Raw genomic sequence first — 21,157 nt, forward strand, 5'->3', positions numbered from 1 at the left:
GTTCAAATGGCGATTCAGCGTTTAATTGGTTTTGGGAAAAAAGAAGAGTTTAAGGAAATTTTGGCAATTTTAAGAAAGCAGAATCCTGATAGGATAAGGGTTCTGTGAAATTTGTCGTGTACAGAGATTTTTTAGTCATTGTTAAATTGCATAATCAAAAATAAGGCTTAAAAATAATGATTCGACTTGCCACCCAACACGATGTCCTGCCGATTGCCCAAGTGCATGTACAAAGCTGGCGTGAAAGCTATCAAAATATCATTAAACCAGAAATTCTCGATAAGTTGAGTGTAGAACAAAGAGCCGCCTTGTGGCGTTCTGTGCTTGAATAGGAGAATCGACGGGTATTTGTCTATGAAGAAAATGCTCAAGTTTTGGGTTTTGCTGCTTTTAATTTTCCGGTAGATGCGCCAATCAGTGAATTGAGAGCACTTTATTTGCTTCAAAATATTCAAGGTCGCGGCATTGGACGTGATTTGGTTTAATTGGGTCTGGGTTTAAGTCGAGAAAAATCCTATCAGCATATGCAATGCAGCGTATTGAACCTGAATTCCAGTCGTTATTTTTATGAAAAGACCGGCGCCTATTTTGTCAGTGAAGGAGATGTCAGTGATCTGGGCGAAAATCTTAAAGACTTATATTATCAATGGAATCTCTAACTTTTAATCCACCCGGATCATGGAAAATAATTTAGTGCTCGAGCTAACATCAGTGACAAAAATATAGGGCAGGGTGAAATCCAGTTATATGATCGATGGTAATTATACGTGTAGCATTCCGGTCAAATGGGCGGAGATTGATACCGTGATCTGGCTAGATTTATCCTTTTATCTCAATATATCCATCGGTCAATTAAGAGAGCATTTCCGGGCGATCAGCAAATAACAGCTTTGGCTTATTCAAACAATGCTGAAATTTTCAGGCAGATGCTTCACCTCAATTTTATAATAGGTTGTATGATCAAAACTCATCACAAAAATCGTCAGTATTACTTCAAGCTGATGTCTGCTCCTGAGTATCAACATCTCCATTGAATTCTGCCCGGGATGTTCAATCTTTTCTGGTAAAATGTTAAAGGCCGAAATAGTAGCCAATCAGACAGATAATCACGGTAATCACAATTAAGGTCAGCACATTTGCAGACGAACTGGATTTTCCTGGGTCCTGAGGTTTTTCTGCTTTAGAAATTTTTGGTGAACGATCTTCAGTACTCATACCGATAAATGGATCAGGTGCAACTTTAGGGGTAAGCTGCGCGGTCTTATAGTGATTGGCGACTTTGCTGATGAATTTAGCACTTAAATCATCAATTTTTTGCGAAAAATGTCGCAGATTGAGTTGCTGCTCCGGGCTGAGTACTTCGCCATCTGCACGATAGGGATGTTGGATTTTAGTTTGAATAAAGTCATTTAAGGCATCTAGGCGGTACAAAGTCTGGTGAGCATAATCCGCTGAATAGTCAGTGGGAATTAAGGCCAAATGACTTTCGCTATCGACCTGAATGGCAGGCATGGTGCCGTAATAAGGCAAATTGGTATACGCCGGTTCAGTAAAATCTTGGGCAAGGCTACTTTCAAACAGTTCATGATCGGTATAGGCCTGAATATCATCCCAGTTTGGGGCTTCCAGATCGACATCAATGCGCTTGGCCAGTTTAGGATTCAGCTCATAACACCAGAATGTTTCATGGCGTAAAGGAGATTGCTGTGATTTAGGCGCTTCGTAATCATTGTCTGCGCTGTACCATTCAGGGAGTTCTTTGCCAATGATCCAGGCGGTTTTGGCTTTGGCACCATGACTGACAATAAAATGTGCCAGTGGCAGTAGCTCGACATTGGCATTCGGATTTTTTTCATCAACCAGTAAATCAGAGCGATGCAAGCTGAGGCGACGCACGCCTTGTTTTTTCAGACCTTCCAGCCAGATCTGAAAATGCTGAGCCAACAGATGTTGTGACATCAGATCCCGAAAGGCGAACTGGTGCTGATTAAAAATGGAATGTTGAATCCAACGATTGAAACTCAGGTCCTGAGCCAGATACTCATTGCCGTAAGTGACCAGGGTCAGCTGCTGTTTCCAAATTTGATCGAGTGCCATAGTGATTTGATCTGATTGATATTGTGTTTATCTTATACTTTTTATATTTAATCATGCCAATCTAATTTTCCTTAAAACGTATCTTCATCAAAGTGTCTAAAAACTGTTAGAATGTGGGGTTTTTAAAATATTTTTTAACCTGTTGCTTTGAGAGTTACTATGTCACTGGAAGCCCTGACCACTGAAGCGCTCGCTGCGATTGCAGCAGCTCAAGACCTTGCTGCACTTGATCAAGTACGAGTGCAATTTACGGGGAAAAAAAGCCAGCTCGCTGAACAATCTAAGTCGCTTGGTAAAATGGATCCTGAACAGCGCAAAGCGTTCGGAGCACAAATCCATGCTGTACGTGAAACCATTACCGCTGCATTGACATCACGTCAGGCAGAGCTGCATAAAGCTGCCTTAGAACAAAAACTGGCCAGCGAAACCATTGATATTACTTTACCAGGTCGTGGCCAGCAGGTGGGCAGTATCCATCCAGTGACCCAGGTGCAAGAGCGTATTTGCCAGTTCTTTACCAAGGCAGGTTTTACGGTTGCAACAGGTCCTGAAGTTGAAGATGACTATCACAACTTTGAAGCACTGAACATTCCGGGTCATCACCCGGCGCGTGCCATGCACGATACTTTCTATTTTGATGTGAACCATTTGCTGCGTACACATACGTCTGGTGTGCAGATTCGTACCATGGAAACACAGCAACCACCCATCCAGATCGTGTGTCCGGGTCGTGTTTACCGTTGTGATTCGGATCAAACCCACTCACCGATGTTCCATCAGATCGAAGGTTTATACGTGGCTGAAAATACCAGCTTCGCGGAACTGAAAGGTTTGCTGATTAACCTGCTGAACGAATTCTTCGAAAAAGATTTGAAAGTACGTTTCCGTCCATCTTATTTCCCGTTCACCGAGCCGAGTGCGGAAGTGGATATTATGGATGAACGCGGTCGCTGGTTAGAAGTATTGGGCTGCGGTATGGTGCATCCGAATGTGCTGCAAGCTGCAGGCATTGATCCTGAAAAATATAAAGGCTTTGCTTTTGGTCTGGGTGTTGAACGTTTTGCAATGCTGCGTTATGGCGTGAATGACTTACGTATGTTCTTCCAAAACGATGTGCGTTTCTTGCGCCAGTTTGCTTAAAACAAATTTATACCTCTCCCTGACCTCTCCTTTTAAAAAGGAGAGGGACTCCGCGAAATAGATGGAGTTCTCCCCCTTTGGAAAATGGGGGGCAGAGGGGGGTTCTAGAGATTTGAATTACAGGTTTTATATCAATGAAAATTAGCGAAAATTGGCTACGCACATGGGTCAACCCAGCCATCGATAGCGAAAAACTTTCTGATCAATTGACCATGTTGGGTCTGGAAGTCGATGAGCTTGCACCTGCAGCAAAAGCATTTACTGGTGTAGTGGTGGGGGAAGTCCTGACAGTAGAACAACATCCTGATGCAGATCGCTTGCGTGTGGCCACTGTCAATATCGATTCAGGTGAGCCACTGCAAATTGTATGTGGTGCGCCAAACGTACGTGCCGGCATGAAAGCGCCAGTTGCGACCATTGGTGCAGTACTTCCAGGCGATTTCAAAATCAAGAAAGGCAAGCTACGTGGTATCGAGTCACAAGGCATGCTGTGCGGCGCTTCAGAAATCGATTTAGAAGATAAAATTGATGGTTTGTTAGAGCTTCCAGCGGATGCACCAGTAGGTATGAACATTCGTGAATATCTAGACCTTGATGACAACGTGATTGACATCAGCATTACACCGAACCGTGGGGACTGCTTCAGTATTCGCGGGATCGCACGTGAAATTGGTGTGATTAACCAATTGCCAGTAACTGCCCCTGAAATTAAAGAAGTAGCTGCGACTATTAGCGAAGAAAAGAAAGTCGTTGTATCGACTGAAGGCTGCCCACGCTATTTGGGTCGTGTCATCAAGAACGTCAATACCAAGGCTGTGACTCCTGTATGGATGGAGCGTGCATTGGCACGTTCAGGTATTCGTCAGCACAGCATTCTGGTCGATATTACCAACTATGTATTAATCGAGCTTGGTCAACCGCTACACGCATTTGATGGCGGTAAAGTTCAAGGTGCGGTACATGTACGTCAAGCCACTGCGGACGAAAAACTTGTGCTTTTAAACGAGCAAGACGTTGAGCTTTCTGACAACGTGATGGTGATTGCGGATGACGAAAAAGCATTGGCGATTGCCGGTATCATGGGTGGCCTGTCTTCAGCAGTCAGTGATGCAACCACTGAAATTTTCCTGGAATCTGCTTTCTTCGCACCATTACATATTGCCGGTCGTGCCCGTAGCTTTGGCTTGCATACCGATGCTTCTCAGCGTTATGAACGTGGTGTCGATTTTGAATTGCCATTGATCGCTATGCACCGCGCATCACAATTGATTGCGGAACTTGCGGGCGGCGAGTTCGGACCAATTACAGTTGCCGAAAATGCGGCTCTATTGCCAACACGTGACGCAATTGAATTGAATCAAGCCCAAGTCGATCAACTGCTAGGTTATAGTGTTGACTCAGCGTTCATTACTGATGCTTTAACCCGTTTAGGTTGTGAAGTTACAGTAAAAGCAGAAGGTGAGTGGTCTGTAGTGCCGCCATCACATCGTTATGACATGGTGATCTATCAAGATTTGATTGAAGAAGTGGCACGTATTCACGGTTATGACAATATTCAAATCAGTCTGCCTGTGATTGATGTGAAATTGGCGAAATACCAAGATCAATTTGAGTTGGGCCAACTCCGTCAAACTGCCGTAATTTTAGGTTACCAAGAAGCGATCAGCTTTAGCTTCTCAGACCTAAAACTTGAAAAGCAACTTAATTCCAGTGTGAATCCATTAGCATTAGCTAATCCAATTTCAAGTGATTTGGCTGTGATGCGTTCAACCTTGCTGTCTAGCCTGATTCCTTGTGTTCAGTACAATGTCAACCGCCAGCAAAGCCGTGTACGTTTCTTTGAGCTCGGTTTGCGTTTCGACTATCAAGAAGCCAGCAGCATCCATGATTTAAAACAGATTCCAACTTTTGCATTGATTGCGACTGGTTCACGTCATGCTGAGTCTTGGCATGGTAAGGCACAGCCAATGGACTTCTTTGACTTTAAGGGTGATGTAGAAGAAATTCTGGCTGCTGGTCGTGTCAAAGTAGAATATGTGCGTTCAGAGCGTAGCTGGTTGCACCCAGGGCAATCCGCAGAAATTCTCGTGAATGGTCAATCAATTGGTTACTTGGGGCGTTTACATCCCTCACTTGAAGACGAACTTGATCTGGCAACCACATGGGTAGCAGAATTGGATCAAGCGGCTGTTTTGCAAACTTATGTATCTAATTTTACAGAATTATCACGTTTTCCATCGGTTCGACGTGATATTGCGCTTTTAATTAGTGATAAGATTAATGTTAGCGAAATTCAGGGACTTATCGAAAAAACAGGCGGAGAGGTTTTAGACTCAACTTGGTTGTTCGATGTGTACACTGGACAAGGAGTAGAAGAAGGGAAACGCTCACTGGCATTTGCACTTCTCTGGCAGCATCCAAGCCGTACACTGGAAGATGCTGAAATTAAATCAGGTATGGATAATATCCTTCAAGTGTTAGAAAACACTTACCAAGCGACATTGAGGGCTTCATGACAGCACTAACTAAAGCAGAAATGGCTGATCATTTAAGTGAGCTCACGAGTTTAAACCGTCGTGAAGCAAAACAAATGGTTGAGTTGTTCTTCGATGAGATTAGCCAGGCGCTCATCTCAGGCGAGCAAGTAAAACTTTCGGGTTTTGGTAATTTTGAGTTGCGTGACAAGCGTCAACGTCCAGGCCGTAACCCGAAAACGGGTGAAGAGATTCCGATTTCTGCACGCCGTGTAGTAACCTTCCGTGCGGGACAGAAGTTCCGTCAACGTGTGGGAAATGAGCAGATCAACTGATCTGCTTTTTTAAAAGCTGAAATCTAATATTTTTAAATTTCAGTTTTTAAAATAAAAAAAGAGAGCCAAAGGCTCTCTTTTTTTGTACTGAATAATCTAAAAGATTATTGAGCAGCAGCTTCAGAAGCAGCAGTAGCGTCAGCAGCAGCTTCAGTAGCAACTGCAGCAGCAGCTTCAGCTTCAGATGCAGCGTCAACTTCAGCAGCAACTTCAGCAGAAGCTTCAACGTCAGTAGCTTCTACAGCAGCAGCGTCAGCAGCAGCTTCAGCTTCAGAAGCAGCTTCTACAGCTTCAGATGCAGCTTGGTTAGCGTCAGCAGCAGCGTCGTCAGCTTTTTTAGCACAACCAACGAAAGCTAGAGTAGTAGCAACTGCAGCAGCAATAGCGATTTTTTTGAATAACATGGCATCACTCTCTAAAAATTGAGATTAAAAAAAACCTAAGTTAGTCTGTTAAGTGCTTTTATTGTTCCTAATTGTGTTAGGGACTAACAACGCAGGAGCAGTCTAACTGGTCTGCAAATATGCTATCACTGCGCCTTTTTAATTGCTACTAGCAAGACTCAAAAAAGTACTGAAAAATGCTAAAAAATCATAAGTTTTTAACAGAAAATAACAATGGAATGAAAGATTTAGATTGGAGAAAGGCTTGTTAAACACTTAAAAGTTATACAATTTTTAATCTGAATATTTTATTAATCAAAAACTTAAAAATAAGTTTACATAAATCAGGCTCGAGTGTTTCATTCTGTAATTTATGTCAACCTAAAAAAGGCCACCGCTTAGGTGACCTTTCATTTGAAATTTTAATTTGAAGCTTTGCGTTTCATCTGATCAAAGAAATCATCATTGGTCTTGGTTTCTTTCATGCGATCTAGTAAGAATTCCATTGCCGCCAACTCATCTTGAGTATGCAGCAGCTTGCGTAGAATCCAGACTTTACGCAGATTGTCTTCTGACATCAGGCGTTCTTCACGACGAGTACCAGATTTCTTGATGTTCATCGCAGGGAACACGCGTTTTTCAGCAATGCGACGATCAAGGGTAATTTCCTGGTTACCTGTACCTTTGAATTCTTCGTAAATCACTTCATCCATTTTACTACCGGTTTCAATCAGGGCAGTAGAAATGATGGTCAGTGAACCACCTTCTTCGATATTACGTGCCGCACCAAAGAAACGTTTAGGACGTTCTAAGGCATGTGCATCCACACCACCAGTCAGTACTTTGCCTGATGAAGGAATCACAGTGTTATAGGCACGCGCCAAACGAGTAATCGAGTCAAGCAAAATCACCACATCTTTTTTGTGTTCAACCAGACGTTTTGCTTTTTCAATCACCATTTCAGCAACTTGAACATGACGTGCAGGAGATTCATCAAAGGTAGAAGCCACGACTTCACCGCGAACCGTACGCTCCATCTCGGTCACTTCCTCTGGACGTTCATCAATTAGGAGAACGATCAGAATAACTTCAGGATTATTGCGAACGATGGACTGTGCAATGCTTTGCAGCAGCATGGTTTTACCCGCTTTCGGCGGAGCCACAATAATTGAACGCTGGCCTTTACCAATCGGTGCCACTAGGTCGATCACACGGGTGGTTAAATCTTCAGTGGTACCATTGCCTAACTCCATCACCAACTGCTCAGTCGGGAATAATGGCGTCAAGTTTTCAAACAGAATCTTGTTACGTGAATTTTCAGGTGTGTCGTAGTTAATTTGATTGACTTTAAGTAAAGCAAAATAACGTTCGCCTTCTTTCGGCGGGCGAATGGTGCCAGTAATGGTGTCGCCAGTACGGAGGTTAAAACGACGAATTTGAGAAGGGCTGACATAGATATCGTCAGGACCTGCTAAATAAGAACCTGCGGCTGAGCGTAAAAAGCCAAAACCATCTGACAAAATTTCTAGAACGCCATCACCAAAAATCTCTTCGCCATTCATTGCATGACGTTTTAAGATGGCAAAAATAATGTCTTGCTTACGGTTACGAGCCATACCTTCGAGGCCCATAAACTCGGCAATCTTGATGAGTTCGCCAATCGGTTTTTTCTTGAGTTCGGTTAAATTCATAGGTGGTCAGATAGAATCAAAGTTCTGAGGTACAGGTTAGAAAGGGAGTAACATTCGGCCGCATACCAGCATTCAAACGAAAGCAATTGAATTTGCAAAAGAACAATTCAGAGATCTGTTTGAGTGTTTCAAAGGAAAATGTGAAAAACAATTTCTATTGCCGAGCGGCATCTTATGTAATGTGTCTTGTAAGAAATTGACAGGATTTAGGATCCTTTATCTCTTGAGTAGCGAATATAAGAGAAAATGCCAGGTTTGTCAATTTATAGCCGAAAAAAATACGCGAGCATGAGTCGCGTATTTTTTACTAAAAATGCTGTGCTTAGATATTGTCATCAATAAATGCAGTCAGTTTAGATTTTGGTGCAGCACCGACTTGAGTCGCAACAACTTCACCATTTTTGAACATCAACAAAGCCGGGATGTTACGGATGTTGAAATTCACAGCAGTTTGTTCGCAAGAAGTTACGTCAACTTTCACGATTTTAACTTTGCCTTGGTATTCATCAGCGAGCACTTCAAGTGCGGGTGCAATTGCTTTACATGGTGCACACCAGCCTGCCCAAAAGTCCACCAGTACAGGAACGTCTGATTGAAGAACGTCTGCTTCGAAGTTTGCGTCAGTAGTGTTTACGATGTTGCCAGACATGGAATGTGCTCCAGATTAATATTTTAAAGATAACTAATTATTAGTATTACATAGCCATCTTTAACAATGTAGGGGAATCTGTAAATTTTCAATGCTTAATGTTATTTTGTCTAATGGATGATCACGATAGTGATGATCGTGTCTCACTATTATTCCCGATACAAAAAAGAATAAGGCATTAAATTGTCGCTACAAATGGCTTTTAAATTGCATGCATGTGAATTACTCTAAGCACAATTCGTTAAAGGTTTATTTCTGGAATGTCTGACTTTTTGATTGATGAAGAATTACTTGCCGCCATCGATATGGGATCAAACAGCTTTCATTTGGCCATCGCCCGTGTAGATCATGGCGAAGTGAAGAAAGTGGCATCAATGTCAGAAAAAGTTCAGCTTGCCGCAGGACTAGACGAAAATAAGAATTTAACCGAAGCCGCACAGCAACGCGGTTTAGCTTGTCTGGCCCGTTTCGTTGGACGTTTAGGTGCAGTTCAGCCGAACCGATTACGGATCGTGGCGACGAATGCCTTACGTCAAGCCAAAAACGGCCATGAATTTATCCAGAAAGCCGCAGAAATTTTACCGAAACCGATCGAAATTATTGCCGGCCGTGAAGAAGCCCGTCTGATTTATCTGGGTGTATCGCATACCATGGCCAACAGCGGTCGTCGTCTGGTGGTTGATATCGGTGGCGGTTCAACCGAGCTGATTATCGGTGAAGAATTCGAGCCGATTCATACCGAATCAGTACAAATGGGCTGTGTAGCATTTACCAAAGCTTATTTTCAGGATGGTGAAATTAGCGCCAAAGCTTTTGATAAAGCAGTTACTGCGGCACGTAAAGAAATTTCGGGAATTGCCAATACTTATAAAGAAGCCGGTTGGGATGCTGTCGTCGGCTCGAGTGGTACTATTAAAGCTTGCCGCCAGATTTGCGTCAATATGGGCTGGAGCAATGATCGCGAACAGTTGACGCGTGAAGGCCTGGAAAAGCTCAAAGACAAGCTGCTTAAATATAAATATGTCTCGGACATGGAATTCGAAGGTCTGAAAGATGACCGTCGTGCCGTCTTACCTGCTGGTATTGCCATTCTCTATGCCGTCTTTGATGTATTGGGAATTGATCATTTGGTCTATTCTGATGGTGCGCTACGTGAAGGCGTGATGTATGACTTGCTTGGCCGTTTCAAGCACGAAGATATCCGTGATCGTTCCGTACATGCCTTGATCGGCCGTTATAATGCCGATGCCAAGCAGGCTGAGCGTGTGGTTCAGACCGCACAAAAACTGTTTAATGACGTGGCCAGTGAACTCGGTTTGAGTGTTGAAGATAGTGACCTGTTACGTCGTGCCGCCTATCTGCATGAGATTGGTTTGGCCATCAGTCACAGTGGCTATCATCGTCATGGCGCGTATTTATTACAACACTCGGATATTGCCGGTTTCTCGCAAGTTGATCAGAATCATTTGTCACATTTGGTCGCGCACCATCGTCGTAAATTGCGCGCTGATGCCAAGATTGATGTGATGAAAGTCGGTGGATCTAAACTTTTATGGTTATGTTTGCTGCTTCGTCTGTCGGTTTTGGTCAATCACAGTCGTAGCGATGAGATGCTTCCTGCCATTGAACTCAAGGTTGAAAATGCGCAACAATGGCAACTCAGCGTGTCTGGTGATGCCAAGCAATGGCCATTGCTGGTCGCTGAACTGCACGATGAACAGCAGCAATTTAAAAATTGGGAGATTGAACTCTCGATTCAATCCGAACAGTTTGTTAATTAATACCTTTATAGGGATGAAAACGGTTAACCTATGAAAAATAAAGCAACTCCATCAAAAGCATGGGCGACAGTGCAGATTGCACGTCATCCAGAACGTCCACAATTCCTGGACTATGTGGGTGAAATATTCACTGAATTTGATGCTTTACATGGTGACCGCCTATATGGTGATGATGGCGCGATGATCGGTGGTCTGGCTCGTTTCGATGGTCAACCGGTGATGATCGTTGGTCAGCATCGTGGTCGTAGCACCCGTGAAAAATTACAGCATAATTTTGGCATGAGTAACCCGGAAGGTTATCGTAAGGCACAGCGTCTGCTAGACATGGCAGAGCGTTTTAACCTGCCAGTCTTTACTTTTATTGACACTATGGGCGCTTATCCGGGTGTCGGTGCAGAAGAACGTGGTCAGGCTGAAGCGATTGCCACCAGTCTGGCTCAGCTTTCTAATTTGAAAGTACCTGTGATTGCAACTGTACTGGGTGAAGGCGGTTCAGGTGGTGCGCTGGGTATTGGGGTAGCAGATCGTGTGGTGATGCTCTCTCACAGTATTTATTCGGTGATTTCACCGGAAGGCTGTGCCTCAATTCTTTGGAAAACCGCTGAAAAAGCTGAACAGGCTAGTGAAGCCTTGGCTCTGACTGCAGAAAAATTGCAGAAAATGGATATTGTAGAATATGTGGTGGATGAAGGTGAGGGTGCTCACTTAAATCCGGATCAGGTCATGAACAGCTTGAAAGCAGTGCTGAAAGAAGCTTTGAACGAACTGCAACTAATGGAAGCGCAAGCACGATGCGAAGCACGTTACCAACGTTTAATGAAGTTTGGCAGCGACAATTTAGGTCTAGTTTCTTAAAACAGCTGCAGGACTTTCCTGCAGAGACAAAATTTCTCATCGGATGCAGTGGTGGCGTAGATTCTATGCTGTTGCTGCATCTGATGTTTTTTTTATGCTCGGAAAAAATCCGGGCAATCTATGTGGATCATCAGCTGCAAAGTATCAGTAGTGCATGGGGCACTTTTGTTCAGCAGCAGTGTCGGCAACTGAATATTCCCTGTATCATTCAGCCAGTCAATGTCGCCAGTGGCAATTTGGAACAGCAAGCGCGCAATTCACGTTATCAGGCCTATCTGCAACATTTGCAAGCGGATGAAATGTTGGTGTTAGCGCATCATCAGCAGGATCAGGCGGAAACCCTGATGTTGCGTTTATTGTCTGGTGCCGGCGTTGACGGTTTAGCAGCCATGAAACAGATCGATGTACGTGAAAATCTCACGATTTGGCGGCCATTGCTGGATATTTCCCGTGAGCAGATTTGCCAATGGGCATCAGACCTGAATGTTCAGAATATTGAAGATCCGACCAATGCTGATACCCATTATGACCGAGCCTGGGCACGCCAGACCCTGTGGCCAGTATTAAGCGAACGCTATCCTAAAATGCAAGCTGCCTTGGTGCGAACCAGTGAGTTAATGCAGGATGCTCAAGACATTTTACAAGAAGTGCTGCAACAGGATTTAGCATATTGTGGAACTGAAACGCAGCTCGATCTTGGTAAATTTTTACAGCTTTCAAAATCACGACAACGTCAATTACTCTCTGCCTGGATGAAAGGTAAACAACAGTATCGTCCATCCTTAGATATGGTGGAGCGTTTGCAACGCGAAGTGATTTATGCCAAGCAAGATGCTCAGGCGGCACTACATTGGCAAAGCTTTTACTATGTGCGCTATCAGCAGCAGATACATCGTCTGACTGCAGAGACTTATTTAGCCGAGCAGCAGCAGGTTCAAACTAGCCCGAAAACTATAAAATTTGCTTTAAAAGACAGCGTGCAGGTTTTGTCAGGAAAATTTATCATCGCTCCTGCACAGCTCGGTTTATCTCCTGCATTATTGCAGCAACCTTTGCATTTACAACAGAGGCAGGGTGGCGAAAAAATTCATTTATATGGCCGTGTCGGTACCTGGCCGCTGAAAAAAGCCATTCAGGAAGCGCAAATATTTCCCTGGGCTCGGCATACTATTCAAATATTAAGCACAGATAATGTTATGCTAGGCGTGTTTACCCCTAAAGGATTTTGGTTGGCCCAATCTGCATATTGTGAAGCAGGCGGATGGCTACCGATTTCAGTTTCTTCAACTTTAGAACTCAACGATGAGCATTGAACATGAGTGCAGCTTTAAATTGTAATATTTGTTTTATTGGTGGCGGTAATATGGCCCAAGCCTTAATTGGCGGTCTGATTTCACGTGGTTTGCCAGCAACACGTATTACAGTTTCTGATCCGGTCGAAAAAGTCCGTGCTTTATTGGCGGAAAAAGAAATCAATGTGACCGGGGATAATAGCGCTGCAATTCAGGATGCAGATATCGTTGTGTTGGCGGTAAAACCTCAAGTTTTGGCTCAAGTGCTGCAACCTTTAAAAGGTCTGGTTAATAATAAACTGATTATTTCCATTGTCGCCGGTGCGGAAATAGCTACATTGTCAGCATTGTTGGGGACAGAGCGTATTGTCCGGGTCATGCCGAACACGCCAGCATTGGTACAGACCGGAGCACATGGTTTATATGCTAATGCATCTGTAGAAACGAGTGATCGTGAGCTGGCAAGTCAGGTTTTGGCGTCGACCGGGCTGACCATTTGGGTCGAATCAGAAGCACAAATTGATGCAGTCACTGCAGTCTCGGGTTCGGGTCCAGCTTACTTTTTCTATATGATGGAAAGTATGATTCGTGCGGGTAAAAATTTAGGTCTGGATGAAAAAGTTGCAACTGCACTCACCTTGCAGACGGCTTTAGGGGCGGCGCAAATGGCGATTACCAGTTCGAATACGCCCGCTGAGTTACGTAAAAATGTGACTTCTCCAAATGGGACTACACAGGCCGCACTTGAAGTCTTTGATCGCGCCCAGATTTCTCAAAATATTCAGGCGGCACTTGCCGCTGCACAAAAACGCAGTCAAGAACTGGCACAAGAGCTCAGTGAAAGCAGCAAATCTTCAGTTTAATTTTTAGGAACGTTCAAGTATGGGTGCAAATTCTGCGCTAATTTTTGGCATTATCATTAACGTCGCGATTTTGCTCGTATTCTTCCGATTTTTAATGCAACTGGCAGCGGTCAGTCCTTACAATCCTGTGGTTCTTTCTACCGTGAAAGCCACTAAAATTGTAGATGTATTTGGTCGAATTTTCCCAACCTTGGCCAAAGGCCGAGTCAGTACTGCTGCTTTGGCATTATTGGTCGTGCTTTATCTGCTTAAAATTTTTGGCATGATGTATCTGTCAGGGGGGATGCCGAATGGGCCTGTCCATCTGATTATTCTGACTTTTGTCACCATGATGCAGGATTTGATCCGTTTCTGTCGTTATTTGATTTTCGCTACGATTATATTAAGTTGGGTGGTGATGTTTACTCAGTCTCGTTCGCCTTATATTGAAGTCGTGCAAGAGCTGGCTGAGCCTTTACTGGCGCCATTCCGCCGGATTATGCCAAATATGGGGATGATTGACCTTTCTCCAATCTTTGCCATTTTAACTTTAATTATTATCGAAATGATTATGAACCAAGTGGCGATCGTATTGCTTACTGGTCTTTAATCGGATCCAAATAAAAAGGACGCCTCAGCGTCCTTTTTATTTGCTCCTCCCTTTAGAAAAGGGAGGTTGGGAGGGATTTGTTAAACTTGCCAAACCTTGACAAGTTTTAATCGAAGTGCAAGAAGAAGATGGGATTTTAACCTCTCCCTAACCCTCTCCTGAGAGGAGAGGGAACTTGGATGCTCTTAACCAGTAGTGCTGCTGATTTCCTAAAAATAGAAAAATATGCGTTCAAAACTTGATAGTAGAAAAGATTTTAATATCGCTGCCTGTAGATGAGGATTATAAATTAAAATCCCCTCCATCCCCTTGCGGAATATATTCCTCACCTCCTATAAGGAAGATGGGGTTAAAGGCACATTAATGCGCCTCATCCCAGTTTTTACCTTTACCCACTTCTACCACCAATGGTACAGAAATCTGCAATACCGATTGCATCACTTCTGCCAGTTTAGGTGCGAGTTCATCGGCAATGTCTTCATCCACTTCAAATACCAGTTCATCGTGAACTTGCAACAGCATTTTGGCCTGATCTTTCGGCAACATCTTGTCGACTTCAATCATCGCCATTTTAATGATATCCGCAGCCGAACCTTGTAGCGGAGCATTAATCGCAGCACGCTCTGCCGCTTTACGCACCATCATATTACGGGCATCAATATCTGGGGTATATAAACGGCGACCGAGCAGGGTTTCAACAAAACCCTGTTCTAATGCGACCTGACGGGTACGTTGCATATAGTCATAAATGCCCGGATAACGATGGAAATACTGCTTGATATAATCCTGTGATTCCTGACGGGTAAAACCTAACTGTCGGATCAGACCAAACTCGGACATGCCGTAAAGTAGGCCGAAGTTGACGGCCTTGGCCTGACGGCGCTGGTCATTGGTCACTTCTTCCAACGGAATGCCTAGAACCTCCGCTGCGGTACGGCGGTGTACATCCTGACCATGAATAAAGGCATCCAGCAGGGCTTCATCCTGAGATAAGTGGGCCATGAGACGCAATTCAATTTGTGAGTAATCGGCTGCCAGCAAAACACGACCTTCCGGTGCCACAAACGCCTTGCGAATTTGACGGCCAATTTCGGCACGAATCGGAATATTCTGCAGGTTTGGATCAGTCGATGATAAACGGCCAGTTGCAGTCAATGCCTGGTGGTAACTGGTATGCACACGGTGGGTATCAGGATTAGCCTGTTTGCATAAACCATCGGTATAGGTACTTTTGAGCTTGGACAAACCACGATATTCCAGAATCAGCTGGGCAATCGGATGTTCAATTTTTTCCAGTACACTTTCACTGGTACTGTATTGTCCGGTGGTGGTTTTTTTACCGCCTTTTAGGCCCAGCTTTTCAAATAACACTTCACCGACCTGTTTCGGTGAGCTGACATTAAAGCTTTCCCCTGTAATTTCCATAATCTGGTTTTCCAGATCTTGCATGGTATTGGCAAACTCACCCCCAAGCTGATCCAGAAAAGCCAGATCCAGTTCGATGCCGTTTTCTTCCATTTGCGTCAGTACACGTGCGACCGGAACTTCAATATTATGCAGAATATTCACCAGTTCAGGATGTGCCTGTAATTTGCTGCTCAAGACTTCATAAAGACGATAGGTAACATGTGCATCTTCTGCAGCATAATGCGCTGCAGTTTCAAGTGGAATCTGGTTGAAGGTCTTCTGTTTGGCACCTTTACCGGCCACTTGTTCATAAGTCGTGGTCAGATGACTCAAATACAGACGGGCCACATCATCCATGCCATGACGGGTCGCGACAGAATTCAGGACATAGGAAGCCAGCATGGTATCGAAATACCAGCCTGCCAGATGAATGCCATGATTTTCCAGTACATGTGCATCATATTTCAGATGATGCCCAATTTTCTTTACAGACTCATCTTCCAGAATTGGTTTGATCTGCGCCAGAATTACTTCACGATTCAGCTGTTCCGGTGCGCCTTCATAATCATGTGCCAAGGGAACATAGTAGGCATCTTGCGCATCGAAGGCGACCGAGAAACCGACAATCTGTGCAATACGATAATCCAGACTGGTGGTTTCGGTATCAAAGGCAAAACGTTTTTCGGTACTTAAGCGTTCAAACAGTGTGTCCCAATCTTGTTGGTTTAATACCGTGTGATAGGTGGCTTGTCCTAACTGGTCATCACTGCTGGTCACAGACGCATGGTCTTCCAGAGGTTCTGGTGCTGTAACCGCTTTGGCGTTAATAGATTTTGCTGCTTGCTGGTAATTTGAATTATTCGGGTTGTTCGGGTGATCTAAGGACTGCAGCTGGTTACGGAATTCCAGCTCGGTGTACAAATGACGTAAGGTCTCGACATTCGGCTCACACAGTTTTAAATCGTCATAACCAAAGTTAAGATCCAGATCGATCACAATACTGGCCAGCTGATGGTCCAGTGCAATGCCATCGACATGTTCTTTAATATTTTGACCGACTTTGCCTTTGATCTTGTCGACATTTTCTAAAATGCCGCCGATCGAGCCATATTCAGTGAGCAGTTTTGCTGCCGTTTTGGCACCTACACCTGGCACGCCCATAATGCCATCTGATGCATCGCCCATCAGGGTGAGATAGTCAATAATCTGATTCGGCCAGACGCCAAACTTTTCAAACACACCGTCGACATCCAGCGGTTTTTCTTTAAAGCTGTCTTCCAGGGTGACTTTTTCGGTCACCAGTTGTGCCATATCTTTATCGCCCGTAGAGATCAGCACCTGATGTCCCATCGCCTCGGCACGTTTGGCCAGTGTCCCAATAATGTCATCGGCTTCGGCGCCCGGTAAGGTATGCAGCGGAATGCCCAAAGCGCGGATCAAGGCATGCAGATAAGGAATCTGTTCGGATAATTCCGTTGGCATGCTGGGACGGTCACCTTTATAAATCGGTGACAGCTCATGCCGGAAGGTCGGTTCTGGGGTATCAAAAATTACCGCCATATGGGTCGGTTGGGTCCGGCGCATCAGTTTTTGAATAGCAGAAATCGCACCACGAATTGCATTGGTATGTAAACCGGTTGACGTGGTTAATGGTGGCAGTGCGTGAAAGGCACGAAATAAAAAGTAAGAGCCATCGACCAAGACAAATGGTGGCATGTAATCAATTCCTTATTCAAAATACAGCGCTATTGTACGTGATTTTTACCGCGCTCGCTGAGACGAGTCTGAGTTTACAGCTTAGCGAATATCGGTCGAAGATGAAATAAGCAGCACAAGCTGTTGTATGATGGAACGATTCAGGAAAGAGAAATATAAGAATGGCTGCAGGACGGAATGAGTTGCGCATGATCTGGCTGATTACCTTGCTGATTGCCGGGATCAGTGCCTGGTATCTAGGTTATCAGATTGTGACTTATCTGTGTGGTTTGGGTTTTATCTTTAGCGTGATGCAATATGTCACTGCGGTAGAAGCACCGCTGAATCAATTGGCCGCACAGCAGCAAATGTCCCTAGAACGCAATTCTAAAGTTCCTTTATATATTTCTTCAATTACTGCCATTGTTGGCGGACTGGCTGAACTGGATTGGCTGATGGGCATCGGGATTACGACCTGGGTATTCTTTTTGCTCAGGTGGCTGCAACGTCTGGAAGGGCGCTTGATACAGCTGCAATCACAATCCCATTCTGCCAATCCCTTACAGCGATCACCGGATCGATCCGATTCTGTTCCATTCGTGAAAACTGAGTCTGCCCAAGAGGTAAACGACTCTCCTCATCTGGTAGATCAACTGCAGCGCTGGCTTTTCCAGGGGAATCCAGTCTTAAAAGTCGCGATTAGTATTTTGGTGATTGGGATTATTTTACTGCTGCGTTTTGCCACTGAGCACTGGCAACTCAGTCTGGCTGCAAAATTGGGCCTGGTTGCACTGGCAAGTGGGTGTATAGCAGGTCTGGGTTATCGCCTGGTGCAGAAAAATCGGAGTTTTGCTCTGGCACTGGAAGGACTGGGTTTAGGGAGTCTGTTCCTGACCTTATTTTTTGCCTATTACAATCTGGTGATTCCCACGTTACCGTTGGCGACTTTGCTATTCCTCATCATTCTGGCCATCACTCTATATTTAAGTCTGAAACAGGAAAGCATCGAACTGGCCTTGATGGCTTTGCTGATTGCTTATCTGGCGCCGTTTACCTTGCCGACCCGCGATGCTTCGGCTGTTGAGCTGATCAGCTATTATCTGCTGATCAATATCGGGGTAGCAGTGCTGAGCAGTTTCCGGCCATGGAAGATTCTCAATCAGATTGCTTTTTTAGTCACTGGGGTCGTTGGCGGGATATATAGCCTGATTCATGGTTATACATATGAGCGTTATGCCATGACTGCGCTGATTCTGGCACATAGTGCACTGTTTATCTGGCTAGGTTTCCGCTTTAGCCAGTTGCTGGCACGACAGGATCTCTCACGTTTTCAGTTAAAACCGGTATTGGACTTAGCGCTGATTTTTGCTGCCCCTATTACCGCTTATATTTTTCTGTATCTGATTCATTTTAATCAGCCCAATCAAAAACTCTGGCAAGCTGGGTTAAGCCTGTTCTTTGCACTGGTCTTTGCCGCTTGCTGGACACTGCTGCACCGTAAGCAAACTATCCAGCTCATTTCGCAGAGCTATCTGAGCCTGATGCTGATTTTTCTCGCCTTGGTGCCACCGATCTTATTGACAGAGCAATGGAGTGTGGTCGGCTGGGCCGTTGAAGGTGTTCTGATTTATTTGTGGGCCTTGGAAAAAAATGTCCGGGTAGCACACTATCTGAGCATGGGCTTATTGCTGATGGCCGGATTCAGCAGCCTGTATTATCTGGTCGAGATTAATCCAACACCGCGAATCATTTTCTGGATTTTGAGTCTGTGCTATGTGGCAGTCGTAGTCATCAGCCAGCTTAAAAAGCAGTACCAGCAGCAGATGGATAGTCTGAGTGTCAGCTTTTTAAGCAGTTTAAGTGTTGCGGCCAGCCTGATGTTATTTGCCTTGCTGGAAGATGAATTTCCGAGTCAGCATGCCTATGTGCTGAGTTTATTTATCATCATACTGGGATATGTACTGTTCAATGAAATGATCCTGCGCAAAAATCAGGAGTGGTCATGGTTACTGCCGAAGTGGAGTGGCATCTCGCCCTTGCTGGTCATTGCGGCGATTCTAACTCTGGATCGCAGTCAGAATGCGGTGATTGTCTGGAATAGTGATCTGGAACGTGGGGTTTCTGCACTTTCAACGATATTATTGGCCATTCTGTGGCTTAGACCGCTGGCTGGCTTGCAGCTTTCCAAGGAATGGATGAGTTTTGGTGTTTTTAGCAGTCTGGCTCTGGCAAGTTTATGTCTGATCCCGAACATGCCTTATCTGAGCATGGTGATTTTGCCTTTATTATTCTGCCTGTGGTGCTATCGGCAGGATCCGCAGTCAGGTTGGCAGCAGCTTTGGCAAACCAAGAGCTGTTTATTGCTGATGGGAAGCTGGCTGGTATGTTCACAGCTGTTTAGCCAGCAAGCCTTTCAGTATTACTGGCTGCCGATTCTGAATCCTTTTGACCTGATCAGTATTGCCATGTTTGCCAGTTTTATCTGGATGCTGTTACAGCAAATTAAGGTGGGACGTGACAAAGGCATGATGGCGGTTTTAATGGTACTAAGCCTGTTATGGCTATCCAGTTATATTATTTTAAGAGCTTTACATGTGTACCTGCAGACGCCGTTTAATGATCTGGCCTTATGGAGCAATGCGACGGTTCAGCTTAGTCTGACCATACTTTGGGTATTACTGGCCTGGATTACCATGTGGACGGCGACACTCAAAAAACTGAAACCGATGTGGATTTTAGGCGGCAGTATTCTGGTGATTGTAACCTTGAAGCTCGTACTATTTGACCTGTCACATATTGGCACCCTAACCCGGGTGATTTCCTTCTTGCTGGCGGGCGGGGTGATGCTGCTGATTGCTTATATTGCACCGATGCCGGAGAAAACTGATTGATTGAATCCTCTCCTTTAAGAAAGGAGAGGGAGCATTTTTCACTGATGCAGATTTTTGGTTTAGATGTTGCTCTCACCTAAAGTCAATTTATTTTAAATCAGGCTCTCTTTTCAATGCCTTGTCATTGGCGTATTGATCAATTTCTTCATTTTCCAAAGGGCGGGAAAGTGGATGATCGACAAAGCCCATCTTCGGCACCGGAATTTCAATCTGGTTATCGACAAAGCCGTTGCGAATCCGTTCCTGCATTTCATCACGAACTTTCAGGTAGTTTTCCTGTTGGCACCACACTGCAAACAGCAGTTCAATCGAAGATTCACGGAAAGCGGTAACGGTGACTGCAGGTTTCGGGTCGGCCAGAACCAGTGGATACTTGTTGGCAACATCCAACAGAACTTCGCGTACCTTGATAATATTTTCATGGAAATTGATCGCCAACGTAATCGGAATCCGCCGTATCGGAAATTTCGACAAGTTCTGCACCGGTGCCCGAATTAGCTGTTCATTCGGTAAACGCACATAGATATTATCTTGGGTCAAAAGTTTAACCGAGAGCAGATCAATCGAAATCACTTCGCCTTCAATGGTATGCCCACGAATCAAGGTAATCTGGATGGTATCACCGACTTCAAAAGAACCTTCACCAATCAGGAACAGACCACTGATCAGGTTGGATGCTGAGGTTTGCGAAGCAAAACCCAGTGCGACCGTTAAAATCCCTGCAGCGCCAAGGAAGACACTGAGTTTAAAACCGGCTTCTTTCAGACTAGCCATCACAAACAGCAGGAAGATAAAATAGAAAATTCCGCGGCGCCAGACCAGTTTCTGATGGGCATTAAAACGGACACCAATGGTGCGAATAAAGGTATTGGAAATAAAGCGTGCGATCAGGAAACCAATAAAGCACAACACCACCGCCACCAGAACTTCGGTCAAACGGTCGGTATTGATATTGGTAAATACTCCCTTCAGGCTGTTGGTGACTTCGGTCGGAATATTTGAACTTGGCATCAGA

Annotated in this window: 17 protein-coding genes and 1 pseudogene; 12 read left to right on the forward strand and 6 right to left on the reverse strand. The window is 44.6% G+C overall.

Annotation, left to right across the window (positions count from 1 at the left end; genetic code table 11):
* The first annotated feature begins 176 nt into the window (after positions 1–176).
* From FTV42_RS17635 to FTV42_RS13655, 3 genes and pseudogenes are all read left to right on the forward strand, one after another.
* Entirely contained in the window at positions 177–332 is a 156-nt protein-coding gene (locus FTV42_RS17635) for a hypothetical protein (RefSeq protein ID WP_004732946.1), read from the forward strand.
* A 15-nt stretch (positions 333–347) separates the two neighbouring features.
* A pseudogene (locus tag FTV42_RS17640) lies at positions 348–485 on the forward strand (GNAT family N-acetyltransferase); the annotation flags it as partial.
* A 262-nt stretch (positions 486–747) separates the two neighbouring features.
* Positions 748–885 (forward strand): hypothetical protein, encoded by a 138-nt coding sequence (locus FTV42_RS13655; protein ID WP_180039057.1) that lies wholly within the window; start codon positions 748–750, stop codon positions 883–885.
* A 186-nt stretch (positions 886–1,071) separates the two neighbouring features.
* Here the strand turns inward: FTV42_RS13655 and FTV42_RS13660 are convergent, their stop codons facing one another.
* A complete protein-coding gene (locus FTV42_RS13660) occupies positions 1,072–2,097 on the reverse strand; it encodes a hypothetical protein (protein ID WP_180039058.1) in 1,026 nt (341 codons plus the stop codon).
* Between the two features lie 159 nt (positions 2,098–2,256).
* Between FTV42_RS13660 and pheS the strand changes: the two genes are divergently transcribed.
* The 3 genes from pheS (at position 2,257) to FTV42_RS13675 (ending at position 6,046) form a co-directional block, all read left to right on the forward strand.
* Positions 2,257–3,237, forward strand: coding sequence for a phenylalanine--tRNA ligase subunit alpha (gene pheS / locus FTV42_RS13665; RefSeq protein WP_180039059.1), 981 nt, complete (start codon positions 2,257–2,259; stop codon positions 3,235–3,237).
* A 134-nt stretch (positions 3,238–3,371) separates the two neighbouring features.
* Positions 3,372–5,753, forward strand: a complete 2,382-nt coding sequence (gene pheT, locus FTV42_RS13670) for a phenylalanine--tRNA ligase subunit beta (protein ID WP_180039060.1) — start codon at positions 3,372–3,374, stop codon at positions 5,751–5,753.
* Complete coding sequence (locus FTV42_RS13675) at positions 5,750–6,046, forward strand: integration host factor subunit alpha (RefSeq protein WP_004783565.1); 297 nt, start codon at positions 5,750–5,752, stop codon at positions 6,044–6,046. The genes pheT and FTV42_RS13675 overlap by 4 nt, the downstream gene beginning before the upstream one ends.
* 104 nt (positions 6,047–6,150) lie before the next feature.
* Here FTV42_RS13675 and FTV42_RS13680 read toward each other — a convergent pair whose 3' ends face one another.
* The 3 genes from FTV42_RS13680 to trxA form a co-directional block, all read right to left on the reverse strand.
* The gene (locus tag FTV42_RS13680; protein WP_180039061.1) at positions 6,151–6,450 is read right to left on the reverse strand and encodes a hypothetical protein; all 300 of its coding nucleotides are present in this window, start codon (positions 6,448–6,450) and stop codon (positions 6,151–6,153) included.
* A gap of 401 nt (positions 6,451–6,851) precedes the next feature.
* A complete protein-coding gene (gene rho / locus FTV42_RS13685; RefSeq protein WP_004278267.1) occupies positions 6,852–8,120 on the reverse strand; it encodes a transcription termination factor Rho in 1,269 nt (422 codons plus the stop codon).
* Between the two features lie 322 nt (positions 8,121–8,442).
* Complete coding sequence (gene trxA / locus FTV42_RS13690) at positions 8,443–8,769, reverse strand: thioredoxin (protein WP_180039062.1); 327 nt, start codon at positions 8,767–8,769, stop codon at positions 8,443–8,445.
* Between the two features lie 260 nt (positions 8,770–9,029).
* Here trxA and ppx point away from each other — a divergent pair, with 260 nt between their 5' ends.
* From ppx to FTV42_RS13715, 5 genes are read left to right on the forward strand one after another with little or no spacing between them, the layout of a single operon-like run.
* Entirely contained in the window at positions 9,030–10,550 is a 1,521-nt protein-coding gene (ppx, locus tag FTV42_RS13695) for an exopolyphosphatase (RefSeq protein ID WP_004278264.1), read from the forward strand.
* 30 nt (positions 10,551–10,580) lie between these two features.
* Complete coding sequence (locus FTV42_RS13700) at positions 10,581–11,405, forward strand: acetyl-CoA carboxylase carboxyltransferase subunit alpha (RefSeq protein WP_180039063.1); 825 nt, start codon at positions 10,581–10,583, stop codon at positions 11,403–11,405.
* On the forward strand, positions 11,342–12,718 hold the full coding sequence (gene tilS / locus FTV42_RS13705; protein WP_180039064.1) for a tRNA lysidine(34) synthetase TilS: 1,377 nt from the start codon (positions 11,342–11,344) through the stop codon (positions 12,716–12,718). The genes FTV42_RS13700 and tilS overlap by 64 nt, the downstream gene beginning before the upstream one ends.
* Before the next feature lie 2 nt (positions 12,719–12,720).
* Entirely contained in the window at positions 12,721–13,560 is an 840-nt protein-coding gene (proC, locus tag FTV42_RS13710; RefSeq protein ID WP_004278260.1) for a pyrroline-5-carboxylate reductase, read from the forward strand.
* A 19-nt stretch (positions 13,561–13,579) separates the two neighbouring features.
* Positions 13,580–14,149 carry a YggT family protein gene (locus tag FTV42_RS13715; RefSeq protein WP_004278259.1) on the forward strand — a complete coding sequence of 190 codons (570 nt, stop codon included), beginning with the start codon at positions 13,580–13,582 and terminating at the stop codon, positions 14,147–14,149.
* A 360-nt stretch (positions 14,150–14,509) separates the two neighbouring features.
* Here the strand turns inward: FTV42_RS13715 and polA are convergent, their stop codons facing one another.
* A complete protein-coding gene (gene polA / locus FTV42_RS13720) occupies positions 14,510–17,272 on the reverse strand; it encodes a DNA polymerase I (protein WP_180039065.1) in 2,763 nt (920 codons plus the stop codon).
* Between the two features lie 161 nt (positions 17,273–17,433).
* Between polA and FTV42_RS13725 the strand changes: the two genes are divergently transcribed.
* Complete coding sequence (locus FTV42_RS13725) at positions 17,434–20,142, forward strand: DUF2339 domain-containing protein (protein WP_180039066.1); 2,709 nt, start codon at positions 17,434–17,436, stop codon at positions 20,140–20,142.
* 87 nt (positions 20,143–20,229) lie between these two features.
* Here FTV42_RS13725 and FTV42_RS13730 read toward each other — a convergent pair whose 3' ends face one another.
* Positions 20,230–21,153, reverse strand: a complete 924-nt coding sequence (locus FTV42_RS13730) for a mechanosensitive ion channel family protein (RefSeq protein ID WP_004732923.1) — start codon at positions 21,151–21,153, stop codon at positions 20,230–20,232.
* Between the last annotated feature and the right edge of the window lie 4 nt (positions 21,154–21,157).

This window comes from Acinetobacter sp. YH16052, assembly GCF_013417155.1.
Taxonomy (GTDB): Bacteria; Pseudomonadota; Gammaproteobacteria; order Pseudomonadales; family Moraxellaceae; genus Acinetobacter.

Bases quoted from the DNA above. Each gene is read 5' to 3' on its own strand.
- FTV42_RS17635 (WP_004732946.1), top strand. From the start codon at position 177: ATGATTCGACTTGCCACCCAACACGATGTCCTGCCGATTGCCCAAGTG.
- FTV42_RS13675 (WP_004783565.1), top strand. From the start codon at position 5,750: ATGACAGCACTAACTAAAGCAGAAATGGCTGATCATTTAAGTGAGCTC.
- trxA (WP_180039062.1), bottom strand. From the start codon at position 8,769: ATGTCTGGCAACATCGTAAACACTACTGACGCAAACTTCGAAGCAGAC.
- FTV42_RS13715 (WP_004278259.1), top strand. From the start codon at position 13,580: ATGGGTGCAAATTCTGCGCTAATTTTTGGCATTATCATTAACGTCGCG.
- FTV42_RS13680 (WP_180039061.1), bottom strand. From the start codon at position 6,450: ATGTTATTCAAAAAAATCGCTATTGCTGCTGCAGTTGCTACTACTCTA.
- FTV42_RS13725 (WP_180039066.1), top strand. From the start codon at position 17,434: ATGGCTGCAGGACGGAATGAGTTGCGCATGATCTGGCTGATTACCTTG.
- FTV42_RS13660 (WP_180039058.1), bottom strand. From the start codon at position 2,097: ATGGCACTCGATCAAATTTGGAAACAGCAGCTGACCCTGGTCACTTAC.
- pheS (WP_180039059.1), top strand. From the start codon at position 2,257: ATGTCACTGGAAGCCCTGACCACTGAAGCGCTCGCTGCGATTGCAGCA.
- rho (WP_004278267.1), bottom strand. From the start codon at position 8,120: ATGAATTTAACCGAACTCAAGAAAAAACCGATTGGCGAACTCATCAAG.
- tilS (WP_180039064.1), top strand. From the start codon at position 11,342: ATGCGAAGCACGTTACCAACGTTTAATGAAGTTTGGCAGCGACAATTT.
- FTV42_RS13730 (WP_004732923.1), bottom strand. From the start codon at position 21,153: ATGCCAAGTTCAAATATTCCGACCGAAGTCACCAACAGCCTGAAGGGA.
- FTV42_RS13700 (WP_180039063.1), top strand. From the start codon at position 10,581: ATGAAAAATAAAGCAACTCCATCAAAAGCATGGGCGACAGTGCAGATT.
- pheT (WP_180039060.1), top strand. From the start codon at position 3,372: ATGAAAATTAGCGAAAATTGGCTACGCACATGGGTCAACCCAGCCATC.
- FTV42_RS13655 (WP_180039057.1), top strand. From the start codon at position 748: ATGATCGATGGTAATTATACGTGTAGCATTCCGGTCAAATGGGCGGAG.
- ppx (WP_004278264.1), top strand. From the start codon at position 9,030: ATGTCTGACTTTTTGATTGATGAAGAATTACTTGCCGCCATCGATATG.
- polA (WP_180039065.1), bottom strand. From the start codon at position 17,272: ATGCCACCATTTGTCTTGGTCGATGGCTCTTACTTTTTATTTCGTGCC.
- proC (WP_004278260.1), top strand. From the start codon at position 12,721: ATGAGTGCAGCTTTAAATTGTAATATTTGTTTTATTGGTGGCGGTAAT.